Genomic DNA, 12,662 nt, shown 5'->3' with positions numbered 1-12,662 from the left:
TATTATGACTTTTAAGGCCTGTCGTTGTATTAATTCTCTTCAAAGCCAGCCCAGGCATTGGGGTTTTCTTTTATTGAAACGCTGATTTTACCTTCAAAATAAGATTTTACATTTAAACTGACTTCATCATAGACATATCGGGCTATAAACTCTGTGGTGGTAAGTTTACCTTTAAAAATATCCAAATCATCTAAATTTTGATAATCAAGTTTTGACAATATCTCTTTTACTACTTTATGCGCCAAGCCAATATCAATTACAACATTATGTTTGTCAAGGCTTGTGGTTTTAAATGTTACGTCTACTACAAACGTTGCTCCATGAACATTTTGTGCCGGTCCAAAAAAAGGATGTTTTAAGGAATGGGCAATCATCATGCTTTCTCTAATTTTTACAAAATACATATTTTTATGTTTGGGTTAATATTTTACTATAGTTATGAAGTCTTCATTAGGTTTGTTTTTTCTAATTTGATCAAAATAAAGAGGGAGTTCATCGAAGAGAATTGTGTTCGATATAAAAACCTTATAATCAATAGTTTTTAATAAATGTTCTACTAATTGTTTTCGAGTCAAAAAGTTATAAACCTCTTTTTTCTCATGTGGTATTGAAGATACCTGCGAACTAATAATCTGCAGTCTTTTATAATGAAAATTTCCACCTAATTGCAGCAAAACAGGGTTGTTTCCGTACCAGCTTAACTCTATTATTTTACCTTCTTCAACTGTATGATCGATACAATATTGCAACCCTTTTTGATTGGCTGACACATTAAATGTAATATCATATTCGAGGTTATCTGCACATAAATCAAACCCAAAGTCTTTTAATTTTTCTTTTTTTACCGGATTTATTTCCTGAACAAATACTGTCGCTCCAATATATTTTTTTATTGTTTGAGCCAATAAAATACCAACGCTTCCGGTACCACAAACTAAAACAATATCTGTTTGTTTTACTTTAGATGTCCAAATGGCATTAATTACGGTTTCGAGATTAGAAAACTGGGTAGCGGCAACAGGATCTATGTCTTCCTGAGAGAAAAAATAACAATCATCATCATTAACAATAATTTGATCTTGATGCGGGTGCATGACATGCGCCCATCTATGGTCATCAGTTTCTCCCACTAATGAATAGCCATATTTTATAGGAAAATCAAAACTCCCTCCCATGTAATTCACTTTCATTTTAGTATAAAGATCTAGGGGTATTTCGCCGTTAGCAACGAGTTTTTCTGTACCTATACTTATTGAAGAATACCTGGCGTGCATTGTAACAGCTTGATTTATATTACTAAAATTAAGCTGTTCAGTTTTTATTTCTGATGTGTTTTTATCGTTATGCCAAAATGCCTTTACTCTCATAAATTATAAATTTGAAACTATCATGATAGCATTTCCTATATTATAATACTTTGGATTATTTAAACATATTGCCTCGTTTAAATCTTGAATTTCCTGCAATTCAATTCCATTTTTACCTGAACCAAATAACATTGGGGCAATATGAAATTCTATTCTTGACAGCATTTTATCTTCAATAAATCTTCTAATCGTTAAAGCTCCTCCTTCTACAAGAACAGAATGTACACCATTTTGTTTCAAAACTTCTAATAATGATCTTATAGGTATACACTCAGTTCCATCACTAATATTAACTACTTCTACATTGGGAGGCATATGATTATAGGACAAGTTTTTACAGCTAAAAAGGTATGTTTTGCCCGGTGTTAAATCTTCAAGTTCCAAAGGTGAATTTGCAATTATGGCTTTAATAGGGTTCTTGCCTTTTACATGCCTCACATCCAGCTTCGGTCTATCAATCCTAAATGTATTACCACCAATAAGTATTGCGTCAACCAGTGCTCTTATTCGGTGGTTATGAATTAAGTTTTCCTGATTGCCAATCCATTTGGATTTTCTGGACATGGTCGCAATTTTACCATCAATAGTTTGTGCCACGTGAACACAGGTGAAAGGTATTTTAGAATGTTTGTTTACTAATATATAGTCCAAATACAAGTTAAAAACATTTTTTAGCTGTTTTGGAAAAGTCTCACTATATAAAACTTTAAAAAAAGCTTCTTTTTCTTTATCAGGATAAAAACAAATAACTGCCAGATATTCTGACAAAGATGAATCTGTACTTTTTATTACATTATATTCATAAGTAATGCTCAGCGTTTCTGTTGATACATCAATGCTTTGATAGGTTTCTTTTATATTTAATAACAAATCCCAATAGGCAGGCTTAACTTTCATGTTAAATTATTTTTATATGGTTGCCATTGTTTTCTTAATTCTTTTTGATATTTCATCAGAAATATCAAAACAAAAAGACCAAATTGAAAAATAGCTATCGTAGGTGCAAGTGTTGATTTATCCAAAAATAATATCACACTATTTAATAATACAAATAGGCTGACATAAAAATATATCTTTCGACCGGGAAGTATTTTTGCTTGAATAATCTTGTAAAAAACACAAACATTCAACAAATTTGAAATTCCAATCGTCATTAGCGCACCATTAATTTTCAGCAGAGGTATTAAAAAATAAAACAGAATTGCCATCAATACTATTTTACCAGCTGCAAAATAATTAATCTTTTTAATTTTGTTTTCATACATTAAAATCAGTCCTAAAAAACGCAATAAAATTAACGGCAAAAATGCAAGGGCTACTATCGGAAAATATAAACTTATACCATTGTATTTTGGATGATTTAAAAACCAATGAATATTTATGCCAAAAGCTGATAAAAAGCTTAATACCATAAGACCAATTAAAAGATAAAAATCCATTTTTTCCTGAATTAACAATTCAAAACCATCCATTTTTTTAGAAAGTATCGAAAATAATTCCGGTCTTATTGCATTATCCAGACTATTAAACAATATAAAAATAGTACTTGAAATGCTTAACAAAACTGAATAACGCACCAAATCTTCAAGTGTCAAAAACTTCTCTATAAAAAATCTGTCTAATTGATTTTCTAAATTATATAATATCAAAAACGGAATAAATGGTAACGAAAACAGAAGTGCTTCTTTAATAACTGGTTTTGAAAATTCAATTTTAAAAAGCTGCCTGTTATTAAAAATAATCAACAAAAGCATAATCAGGTTAGCACAAAGCGACGAAAACAAAAACCATAAAAACCCTAATTTAAATATTTTTATACATAATAACTGCAAGGTTGGTGTAAGTAAAATATTGACAATAAAATATAAGCTATACTTCTTAGCTTCAAATTTATTCTGCAAATAGAGAAAATAGAAGCCATTTAACATGCTGACAAACAGCGATAACATCATTATAAAAGTATAAGGAAAAAACGAAAAATTGTTTTTAAAAGCTAAATGAAAGAACAGATCGCCGCACAGATACATAACGAGTGTCCAGAAACAAAAAATAATAATCTGAAAATTAAACAAACTCCTAAACAATGCCAGCTGTTTAGACATATTATCCGGTTCGAAAAAATAAATATGTCTAAACGCCTGATCTACTTTTAAGTTTAAAATTATAGAAAATACTGCAAAAAAAGCATTGGATATTGACAATATTGCATACTCATTTGTAGTCAGGTATTTTAAAAACACAGGCAATAAAACAAAACTAATAATTGGCGGCAGAATACCTAAAAACGTATATATTAATGTATGCTTCATTCTTGCTTTGCTATTATGATTAATTGATATTTCATTGCTTTTTTAGCATACAATTTATCAAGTAACAATCCCCCTTTAAAAAGCTTTTTAAGCATTGACTTACGCTTTAATAATTTAAAAAACAGAAGCTGCATGTTGATTTTAAATAAAGATTTTTTAGGCATGAAATGTGTTAAATCTTCTATTTCTAGCGTAAATTTATGCGGCATGCCAGAGAAATGAGACAATGCAAATAAAAAGTTTAAATTCCAATCGTCCATAAAAGCCTCACATGCTGCTGTTGTAATTTTACCTTCAAAAAAATCATCAACAATGACTAACTTACCATTCGGCTTTAATCCATTTAATAATGCATTAAAATCTTTATCAAAGTCTAAGGAATGTTTAAGTGATTCAACACAAAAAATTAAATCGTAATTACAAGATTCAGTATTTTCAAAATTGCTGACTTTAAAATCAACATTGTCAAAATGATATTTATTTTTATTGCGATCAGCACTTTCTATTTCTAAATCACTAACACTGATTCCGGTGATTTTAGCAGCATTGTTTTTTGCAAAAAGCAAGCTGCCAAAGCCCACGCCGCAGCCAGCATCTAAGATATGTTTATTTTTTATATCTATTTTCGAAACCAAAAATTCATAAATATCAGTAAACGCTCCCCCAAAGTCTAACCGCTTATGAATTGGATATTCACCTGCGGATTTTAGTTTAGCTTCAATTTGAAAAAGAGCATTATATAATTGCGTTATGTCGGTTGGTGTATTCAAGTTAATTCTTTTTCAATATGAAAATAAATTCATTAGCATATTGTAATGGTGTAAAACTGTTTTGTTTGTTTTTGTAACCATTAAATTTGCCAAAAGTTAAAATCTGTAATATACGCATTATTGGCCATTGATCTGGAATACAACTTACAATTTCAAGCTGTTGCTGCTCAAATAAAGCTTTCCATTGCTGATAATTTTTTGCGTCCTGATGTCCTTTTTTATTAACTGCAAAAAAAAGTTTCTTAGTAAACAGCCAGCGCCAGGAATTAGAATTCCTTACCATAAAACAAATTCTGGAATCAGCAGTTGTAACTCTTTTAATATCTTGTAACACTTTATCTTTATCAAGCATTCGTTCTAAAGATCCCAGACAGGTAACAAAATCAAACATGTTATCAGCAAAAGGCAGAGCTTCGGCATTAGCTTCTACAATTACGGCATCCGGCAGTTTCAATTTTGCTTTTTCTACTGCCACGCTAGAAATATCAACACCGCTGCATTCTGCTTTATAGTCTAATCCTATTTCTAACATTCTGCCCAATCCACAAGCAACATCGAGAAACTTTGCATCAGGTTTAATCTGAAGCAGTTCAGCAAAAATATAATACGCCTCTTTTGGTCGAAGATACATTTCACCTCTTGTTAAATACGTTTTATCAAACCATGTTTTAATAGTTTGCTGCTGATTATCAATCATTTTTTCCATTTAAAATAATAAAAAACGTTTCGTTCTAGTAATATAATCCAAATATTCTTCCTTAAATAATTTCTTCAGAAATTCCTCTTCAATTTTTACTCTAAATCGCATATAAAAGAAATATAATATCAATCCTCCCCAAATTAAAAAGCTTGGAAACAAAATGCCAAATCCGGTAAAAAACAAAAACATACCATCTAATCCCGGATTTCGGGAATAATTAAAAATGCCGCTTACATGCAGTTTAAAACTATTTTGTATTTGTTTATTTTCTTTTCGCATATATAACATAGAGCCAAATGTTATCAATCTGCCTGCAATTACACAAAGTGTACCGATAATAATCAGCCAATTATTCGTTTCAAAAACCAGCCATTTATTTTCATGGAGATTCGGAAAAAAATATAAAAAAGGCAGTAAAAAGTAAATATTTATAAAAAAGAACGGCACCGCCAAAATCATAATTTTTTTCCACATCGCCCATTTATAGATTTTAGTAATATATTCACTTTCATCAACCTCGTAATTATTATTTTTTTTGAAAAAATTCTGTGTATTTGCTACACTTGGCACATGAAAAAATATCAGCTCAACAAGTAAACTAAGATACCCAAACACAAATGCAAAAATTATCATAGCTCTTCTATTTTACTTAAAAACAATTCAAAATTAGTCTCCCAGCTTTGCATATTTAACCCTTTTACAGATTGTATCAATTGTAAATACATGGCCGGAGAATTTAGAACATCTTTTACAGTATCTGTCATTTCACTCACATCAAATGAATTCAAAACACCTTGAATACCAGTAGACTGATATTTTTTAAAATTACCTGTAGGTGTAATTATACAAGGTAAATGTGCACAAAGTGCTTCCATAATCCCCATGCCATAACTTTCATAATCCGAAAAATGCAGCATCAGATCATATTCTAAAAGCAATTCATTTATATGCTCGTGCGGTACAGCATTATTAAAAGTAATATTCACTAATTCACAACGTTCAACTTCACTTACAAGCTCCAAAAAATAAGGTTTTGAAAGTATTTCGCCGAAACAGTCTACCTTGAAATCTAAATATCTCAACTTTTTAACAAGCTCTAAAAGTTTAGTATGCCCCTTACCTTCAATAAAATTAGCCAGATAAACTATTTTCTGTGGTTTTTCTTTAAAGCTATCTTTCGTCTTCCAACCACTATCAATACCCGGTTCAATTAAGCAGCATGTTTTGGCTGCAGGCTGTATGATATTATTTATATAATCTAATGAGCCCATTCCCGTAACTAAAGTCATAAATGTCTCACAAATCGACTTCTCAACCTTAATTAAACTATTATTAACCTGCAAACCATTTACAGAAGGCCAAAGATGGATCAAAAAACAAATCTTAAAGCCCTTTAATCTAGTCACATTCAGTTTTTTATCAATCAAAATACCATCAATTATATAGGATACATCATCTCTAAAATCATATCCATTAATATCTGATACAACATCAACTGCTGCCGTGCGGCCTTTTGCTGTTAAAAATTCAAAAAGCTTCGTATTGTAAACTGTTCCGCCGCTAATTTTTTTACAAATGTCAGATGTTAAAACAATAATCACGCGCTTCCTTTTTTAAAAAAATGTAAAAACGAAATTAAAAACGAAAACAGAACGAACCCGTTACCAATCGCTGCAATATATTTCCCAAATGAAAAATCCACATAAAAAAACAACACCAGACTAACAAAATAACAACCTGCAAAAAAACGGGCATACTTCTGTTTTTCCTCTGCAAAAACTTTTCTATTCCATACTGTCGTAATAATTTTATAAAAATACCGCATACCTCCTGCAGCCAAAACCCATCGCATTTCTGGATGTTCTAATCCGATCAACAACGAAAACATCAAACAGAAAAAAGCATCAGCTTCCATATCAAGCATCCCTCCAAAATGCGTAATCTGATCAAGCCGTCTCGCCAAAAAGCCATCAAGACCATCCAGCATTACAAAAGCAGTACCCAAAACAGCTATATTTAAACGATCATCCATGATAAATGGCGCCGTAAAAAGCAGTATCAGCCTAAATAATGTCACAACATTAGGCACACCACCCCAGTATTTCTTTTCTGTAAATCCAGACCAGTTTTTAGTCAGAAAGATCGAAAAAACCAAAGCACCAGCGATAGGAGAAAAACATACGATCCCATTGACCACGTCAATAAACAACCCAATCAAAATAAAAACCGAGTGATAAAACAACCAGTCGACCGTAAATCCTTTTCTTTTCATAAAATCAAATACATATACGTTCAAAATACCATTATTAAACAGTATCCAAATTCAGAAAATGCTTGAAAAAATCTTTTTTTGTACGCAGGTAACTTTCACTTTCTTTTGTTGATTTTATCTCAATGGGAATACAATCTACCAATACCACATTGGAATCTTCAAAGGCCTTCATTTTTTCAGGATTATTTGTCAAAAGCACGATAGATTTCACACCCAAATCTTCCAAAATAGCTATAGCCTCATCAAAAGAGCGTCCATCTGCTGACAATCCAAGTGCCAGATTAGCCTCTACAGTATCCTTACCTTCCTCCTGAAGTTTATATGCTTTAAGCTTATTAATAATTCCAATATTGCGTCCTTCCTGACGCAAATAAATCAAAATACCACCATTGCTGCTAAAATAATCCATAGCAACATGCAGCTGTTTACCACATTCACATTTTAAAGAATGGAAAATATCTCCGGTCAAACATTCTGAGTGTAAACGAACTGCAACCGGTTTATTAAAATCAGTCTTTTCATGCACTAAAACAATATGCGGCATCCAATCATCTGCATCCTCAGAATACGCCATAATCTTAAAAATTCCCCAATCAGTAGGCAGCTGCGCCTCAACTTGATTCTTTAAAGTCATAAGCCAACGATTAATTTTTTATTTAAAATAAACCAAAAAGGTTTAGATAACGAAAGTATATAACTCAATAAAACAATCTACTTTGCTTTTACCCTACCTAAATTTAAAAAAAATACTTTTACATAGTCCAAAATTCTAAGATAGATGCGTTTACGGATCAAAACGTTCGGCGGCAATCAGGTCTGCTTTGTTCCTTCGAAGAGTAGTTAAGCAATAAAATGCTATTGAAAACAACAAATAAAAAAATGCTGTTACCCCAAAAATGCGTAATGGCGTGAACATTACACACTATTTGTGTAATGTTCACACCATGTGAATCTTGAGTTTGTGACCGCGGAGGGGTTCGAACCCCCAACCCTCAGAGCCGAAATCTGATATTCTATCCAGTTGAACTACGCGGTCAGTTGATTTATGATTTCAGAGTGTAGATTTTAGATTGCTAATTGAAATCTACACTCTAAAATTATGTTTTAAACTAAAAGTTTCTTTACAATTGCTGAGATTGTTTTCCCTTCAGCAGTTCCGCCTAATTGAGCAGAAGCTAATCCCATAACTTTTCCCATTGAAGCAATTCCTGAAGCTCCAGTTTCAGCAATAATTTTTGCGATTACTGCTTCTACTTCTTCTTCACTTAACTGCGCTGGTAAAAACTTCTCGATTACTGCAACCTGAGCCAATTCTGGTTCAGCTAAGTCAGGACGGTTTTGTTCTGTAAAGATTCTTGCGCTTTCTTTACGTGTTTTAACTAATCTCTGAAGTAATTTAATTTCTTCGTCTTCGTTTAAATCTTCTTTAGATCCAGAAGCTGTTGATGCCAATAATAATTCAGATTTAACCGCTCTTAATGCTTCTAATGCTACTGTATCTTTTGCTTTCATGGCCGTTTTTATCTCGTCCATTATTTTTGTTTGTAAACTCATCTTTTATTTTTTATTTGAATAAGCAAAAGCTTATAAAATTGATATTTGTATGAAAGTTTGTTCTCGACTTCGCTCGAACTGACAACAGAATTAACTTTAAAAGTTAAGTTAAGAAGTCAAATTTCTAAATTCTGTGCGAAGATAAAAAAAATAACCCGAAAATTAAATCCAATTTTCGGGTTATCCTAATATTATGATTGTAAAAATTAATCTACATTGTCGTGCAAAAATGAATTGTTTGAACGCAATTGCAAATCGTTGTTACTATCTGTTCCAACCGAAATTCTTGAATTTGTATTGTTAGATTGAGAATTCGATAAATCGATTCCTAATCTTTTGTAAGCAGGCTCTTTTTCCAACTCATCGATTCTTGAAACGTTATTGTGAAATTTATAATTAAATTCTTTTAGTTTCTTTCTTCTTTCTTCAGCTCTTAAACGTAAAGTTTCCTCAATTGTCAATTCCATCGGAGAAACTTCTGAAGTTGTTGCAAAATCAGGCTGACTTGCAAAATCAACTCTTGGTTTTAAAGTAATGTTCAATTCCTCTGGAACTGTATCTTCGATCACTTTTTCAACTGGTTTAGAAGCAGTCAATTCGTTTTCAACTTCCATATATTCTTCTAAAGAATATTTGATAATTCCGTTATCAGAAAGTTCCGTTACCGGTACAAATGAAACTGGATCATTTACTTTAATGTTACGAGTTTCGTTTGTTAGCTCAAACATGATTTTATTTTCCTGCTCTGCAGCCGGTTCTCTTTTAACTTCTGGCTCAGACTTGAAAAGCGGTAAATCAAATGAAAAAGTTGTTTGTTCTTCTCTTTCAAACGATCTTTGCTGTACAGGTTTTACTTCCTGAACAACTGCTGCCGGAGTAGAAATTTTAAAATCAATATCAGTAATTGGCGAAACAATTTCAAAAGTTACGTCAAGGTTTTTAATAAACTCAGACATTACTACCAATTCTTCCTGATTAATTGTTGGCGTCGTTATCGGCGCAGCCGGAGTTTGAATTACGGGAGCAACCGTATCTTCCATTAAATCAAAAACTACTTTTTCTTCTGATTTAGCACTAGGCGTCTCTGCATTTAAATCAAAAGAAGTAAGAGGTTTGTTTGTTAAATTATGAACACTTCTCTGCTCATCTTCTAACGTGTGAATGATTTTTTTAGGTTCAGTATTAACAATCTCGTTTTGTTGTTCAACATCAAAACCAGTCGCAATAATAGTTACAGCAATAGCCTCACCAAGAGTTTCGTCTTCACCAACTCCCATGATAATATTAGCGTTGTAACCCGCTTCTGCCTGAATGTGATCGTTGATTTCTCCGATTTCGTCAAGCGTTATTTCGTTAGATCCAGAAACGATAAGCAACAATACGTTTTTGGCTCCTGTAATTTTATTGTCATTTAATAATGGAGAATCTAATGCTGATACAATCGCATCTTTTGCTCTGTTTTCTCCTTCTGCCACAGCAGATCCCATAATAGCCGTTCCGCTGTTTGCCAAAACTGTTTTAGCATCGCGTAAATCGATATTTTGAGTATAGTGGTGCGTAATTACTTCGGCAATACCTCTGGAGGCTGTTGCCAAAACTTCATCTGCTTTTGAGAATCCTGCTTTGAAACCAAGATTTCCGTAAACTTCTCTTAATTTATTGTTGTTTATTACAATTAAAGAGTCAACTTGTTTACGTAATTTTTCGATTCCTAAAAGTGCCTGCTCCTGACGTACTTTCCCTTCAAACTGAAACGGAATTGTCACGATACCAACCGTAAGGATTTCTCTTTCTTTTGCTAATTGTGCGATAACTGGTGCAGCACCTGTTCCAGTTCCTCCACCCATACCTGCAGTAATAAATACCATTTTAGTACCGCGGTCTAACATTTTTTCAATGTCGGCGATACTCTCAATAGCAGACTGCTGCCCTACGTCAGGATTTGCTCCTGCTCCAAGACCTTCTGTTAAATTTACTCCTAACTGAATTTTGTTAGGTACTGAACTGTTCTGTAGTGCTTGTGAATCGGTATTACAAACTATAAAATCCACACCTTTAATACCTTGCTTAAACATGTGGTTGATAGCGTTACTACCACCTCCACCTACACCTATTACTTTGATTACATTTGATTGATTTTTCGGTAAATCAAATGAAATACTTCCAAATTCTGAGTTGCTCATCATCTTTTTGGTTTTTTGAAATTCTTATTTAGTACATTTTTTACTTCTTGACTTGGGGCAAAAAGTAATCCTTTTCTCTTATTATTCGGCTTGTATTTACTCAGCGTTGTCTAAAAAATCTTTGATTTTATCGACATATCTATCAAAAAATGATCTTCTAATTTTTGTTTCTGTAGATTCTGCTGCAACCTTGTTTGTTTTCATTTCCCTTGGTTCTTCAATAGTTTCTACTTTCTCAACGTAGTTTTCTTCGACTTCGTATCGCTGCACCGGCGGAGGAACATTTCTATAAACAACTTTTGGCTGTTCATTTACTACTTCCATTCTAATCGCGCTTTGTGTGCTGTTTTCGATGCTGTTCATTACTAATCCAACTGCTGTCGCAAATAACGGACTTGAAATTTCTTCGCTTGAGTTTCCAGCTAAATGCTCATTTGGATATCCAATTCTGGTATCCATTCCGGTAATGTATTCAACTAATTGTTTAATATGTTTTAATTGAGCACCACCACCTGTAAGAACGATTCCAGCAATTAATTTTTTGCGGGGATCTTCGTGTCCGTAAGCTTTGATTTCTGCAAAAACCTGCTCTACAATTTCCACAACGCGGGCATGAATAATTTTAGATAGGTTTTTAAGCGAAATTTCTTTTGGCTCTCTTCCTCTTAAACCAGGAATAGAAACAATTTCGTTATCTTTATTTTCACCCGGCCATGCCGATCCGAATTTTATTTTTAAAAGCTCTGCTTGTTTTTCGATAATCGAACAGCCTTCTTTAATATCATCTGTAATTACATTTCCTCCAAAAGGAATTACAGCTGTGTGACGAATAATTCCGTCTTTAAAAATGGCTAAATCTGTTGTTCCGCCCCCAATATCGATAAGCGCAACCCCAGCTTCTTTTTCTTCCTGACTTAAAACGGCATCTGCCGAAGCTAATGGTTCTAATGTCAATCCTGATAATTCGATTCCTGAACTCTGAATACATCTTCCAACGTTTCTGATTGAAGAAGCCTGGCCTACTACAACATGAAAACTAGATTCTAATCTTCCGCCGTACATTCCGATTGGTTCTTTTATTTCAGACTGTCCGTCGATTTTAAATTCCTGCGGCAGAACATGAATAATTTCTTCTCCCGGTAACATCGCCAGTTTATTTACCTGATCGATTAAAAGCTGAATATCTTTTTCGCCAATTACTTCTTCCGGATTGTTACGGCTGATGTAATCTGTATGCTGAATGCTTCTAATGTGCTGCCCGGCGATACCTACAACAACATCTTTTATTTTATACCCTGAATTATTTTCTGCTTCAAGTATTGCTTGCTGAATCGATTGAATAGTCTGTGTAATGTTGTTTACAACACCACGGGCAACACCTAAACTTTTGGATTTCCCAATACCCAAAATTTCAAGTTTGCCATACTCGTTCTTCTTGCCTATCATGGCAACTATCTTTGTCGTTCCAATATCTAGACCTACTGCAATGTTATCTTTTTCCATTTTC

At 33.0% G+C, this 12,662-nt stretch carries 13 protein-coding genes and 1 tRNA gene; all 14 read right to left on the bottom strand.

The genetic code is table 11. The features are described from left to right. Nucleotides 1-29 precede the first annotated feature (29 nt). A complete protein-coding gene (locus LUU93_RS13435) occupies nt 30-404 on the bottom strand; it encodes a 6-pyruvoyl trahydropterin synthase family protein (protein WP_232681648.1) in 375 nt (124 codons plus the stop codon). Nucleotides 405-419: 15 nt separating this feature from the next. After that, complete coding sequence (locus tag LUU93_RS13430; RefSeq protein WP_232681647.1) at nt 420-1,367, bottom strand: MDR/zinc-dependent alcohol dehydrogenase-like family protein; 948 nt, start codon at nt 1,365-1,367, stop codon at nt 420-422. 3 nt (nt 1,368-1,370) lie between these two features. Continuing rightward, nucleotides 1,371-2,264 carry a RibD family protein gene (locus tag LUU93_RS13425; protein WP_232681646.1) on the bottom strand — a complete coding sequence of 298 codons (894 nt, stop codon included), beginning with the start codon at nt 2,262-2,264 and terminating at the stop codon, nt 1,371-1,373. Further along, on the bottom strand, nt 2,261-3,676 hold the full coding sequence (locus tag LUU93_RS13420; RefSeq protein WP_232681645.1) for a lipopolysaccharide biosynthesis protein: 1,416 nt from the start codon (nt 3,674-3,676) through the stop codon (nt 2,261-2,263). The genes LUU93_RS13425 and LUU93_RS13420 overlap by 4 nt, the downstream gene beginning before the upstream one ends. Continuing rightward, nucleotides 3,673-4,446 (bottom strand): class I SAM-dependent methyltransferase, encoded by a 774-nt coding sequence (locus LUU93_RS13415; RefSeq protein WP_232681643.1) that lies wholly within the window; start codon nt 4,444-4,446, stop codon nt 3,673-3,675. Before LUU93_RS13415 ends, LUU93_RS13420 begins: the two co-directional genes overlap by 4 nt. Nucleotide 4,447: 1 nt before the next feature. After that, nucleotides 4,448-5,143 (bottom strand): class I SAM-dependent methyltransferase, encoded by a 696-nt coding sequence (locus LUU93_RS13410; protein WP_232681641.1) that lies wholly within the window; start codon nt 5,141-5,143, stop codon nt 4,448-4,450. A 9-nt stretch (nt 5,144-5,152) separates the two neighbouring features. Further along, nucleotides 5,153-5,779: a methyltransferase family protein gene (locus tag LUU93_RS13405; protein WP_232681639.1), complete on the bottom strand. Its 627-nt coding sequence runs from the start codon at nt 5,777-5,779 to the stop codon at nt 5,153-5,155. Continuing rightward, the gene (locus LUU93_RS13400) at nt 5,776-6,747 is read right to left on the bottom strand and encodes a glycosyltransferase (RefSeq protein WP_232681637.1); all 972 of its coding nucleotides are present in this window, start codon (nt 6,745-6,747) and stop codon (nt 5,776-5,778) included. Before LUU93_RS13400 ends, LUU93_RS13405 begins: the two co-directional genes overlap by 4 nt. Beyond that, nucleotides 6,744-7,442, bottom strand: coding sequence for a CDP-alcohol phosphatidyltransferase family protein (locus tag LUU93_RS13395; protein ID WP_232681636.1), 699 nt, complete (start codon nt 7,440-7,442; stop codon nt 6,744-6,746). The genes LUU93_RS13400 and LUU93_RS13395 overlap by 4 nt, the downstream gene beginning before the upstream one ends. A gap of 10 nt (nt 7,443-7,452) precedes the next feature. Then, a complete protein-coding gene (gene ribA / locus LUU93_RS13390; RefSeq protein WP_232681635.1) occupies nt 7,453-8,052 on the bottom strand; it encodes a GTP cyclohydrolase II in 600 nt (199 codons plus the stop codon). A 328-nt stretch (nt 8,053-8,380) separates the two neighbouring features. Beyond that, nucleotides 8,381-8,454 (bottom strand) — tRNA-Arg (locus LUU93_RS13385). 68 nt (nt 8,455-8,522) lie between these two features. Then, complete coding sequence (locus tag LUU93_RS13380) at nt 8,523-8,972, bottom strand: GatB/YqeY domain-containing protein (RefSeq protein ID WP_232681634.1); 450 nt, start codon at nt 8,970-8,972, stop codon at nt 8,523-8,525. Nucleotides 8,973-9,178: 206 nt separating this feature from the next. Continuing rightward, a complete protein-coding gene (ftsZ, locus tag LUU93_RS13375) occupies nt 9,179-11,158 on the bottom strand; it encodes a cell division protein FtsZ (RefSeq protein WP_232681633.1) in 1,980 nt (659 codons plus the stop codon). A gap of 93 nt (nt 11,159-11,251) precedes the next feature. Then, a complete protein-coding gene (ftsA, locus tag LUU93_RS13370; RefSeq protein WP_232681632.1) occupies nt 11,252-12,658 on the bottom strand; it encodes a cell division protein FtsA in 1,407 nt (468 codons plus the stop codon). Nucleotides 12,659-12,662: the final 4 nt, after the last annotated feature.

This window comes from Flavobacterium soyae (assembly GCF_021245985.1).
Taxonomy (GTDB): Bacteria; Bacteroidota; Bacteroidia; order Flavobacteriales; family Flavobacteriaceae; genus Flavobacterium; species Flavobacterium soyae.
Note: the sequence above shows the minus strand (reverse complement) of the source record. Positions and strands in the feature narration are given on the sequence as shown.

Excerpts from the sequence above, each read along its gene's own strand:
- LUU93_RS13435 (WP_232681648.1), bottom strand. The coding sequence starts at position 404 with ATGTATTTTGTAAAAATTAGAGAAAGCATGATGATTGCCCATTCCTTA.
- LUU93_RS13430 (WP_232681647.1), bottom strand. The coding sequence starts at position 1,367 with ATGAGAGTAAAGGCATTTTGGCATAACGATAAAAACACATCAGAAATA.
- LUU93_RS13425 (WP_232681646.1), bottom strand. The coding sequence starts at position 2,264 with ATGAAAGTTAAGCCTGCCTATTGGGATTTGTTATTAAATATAAAAGAA.
- LUU93_RS13420 (WP_232681645.1), bottom strand. The coding sequence starts at position 3,676 with ATGAAGCATACATTAATATATACGTTTTTAGGTATTCTGCCGCCAATT.
- LUU93_RS13410 (WP_232681641.1), bottom strand. The coding sequence starts at position 5,143 with ATGATTGATAATCAGCAGCAAACTATTAAAACATGGTTTGATAAAACG.
- LUU93_RS13405 (WP_232681639.1), bottom strand. The coding sequence starts at position 5,779 with ATGATAATTTTTGCATTTGTGTTTGGGTATCTTAGTTTACTTGTTGAG.
- ribA (WP_232681635.1), bottom strand. The coding sequence starts at position 8,052 with ATGACTTTAAAGAATCAAGTTGAGGCGCAGCTGCCTACTGATTGGGGA.
- LUU93_RS13380 (WP_232681634.1), bottom strand. The coding sequence starts at position 8,972 with ATGAGTTTACAAACAAAAATAATGGACGAGATAAAAACGGCCATGAAA.
- ftsZ (WP_232681633.1), bottom strand. The coding sequence starts at position 11,158 with ATGATGAGCAACTCAGAATTTGGAAGTATTTCATTTGATTTACCGAAA.
- ftsA (WP_232681632.1), bottom strand. The coding sequence starts at position 12,658 with ATGGAAAAAGATAACATTGCAGTAGGTCTAGATATTGGAACGACAAAG.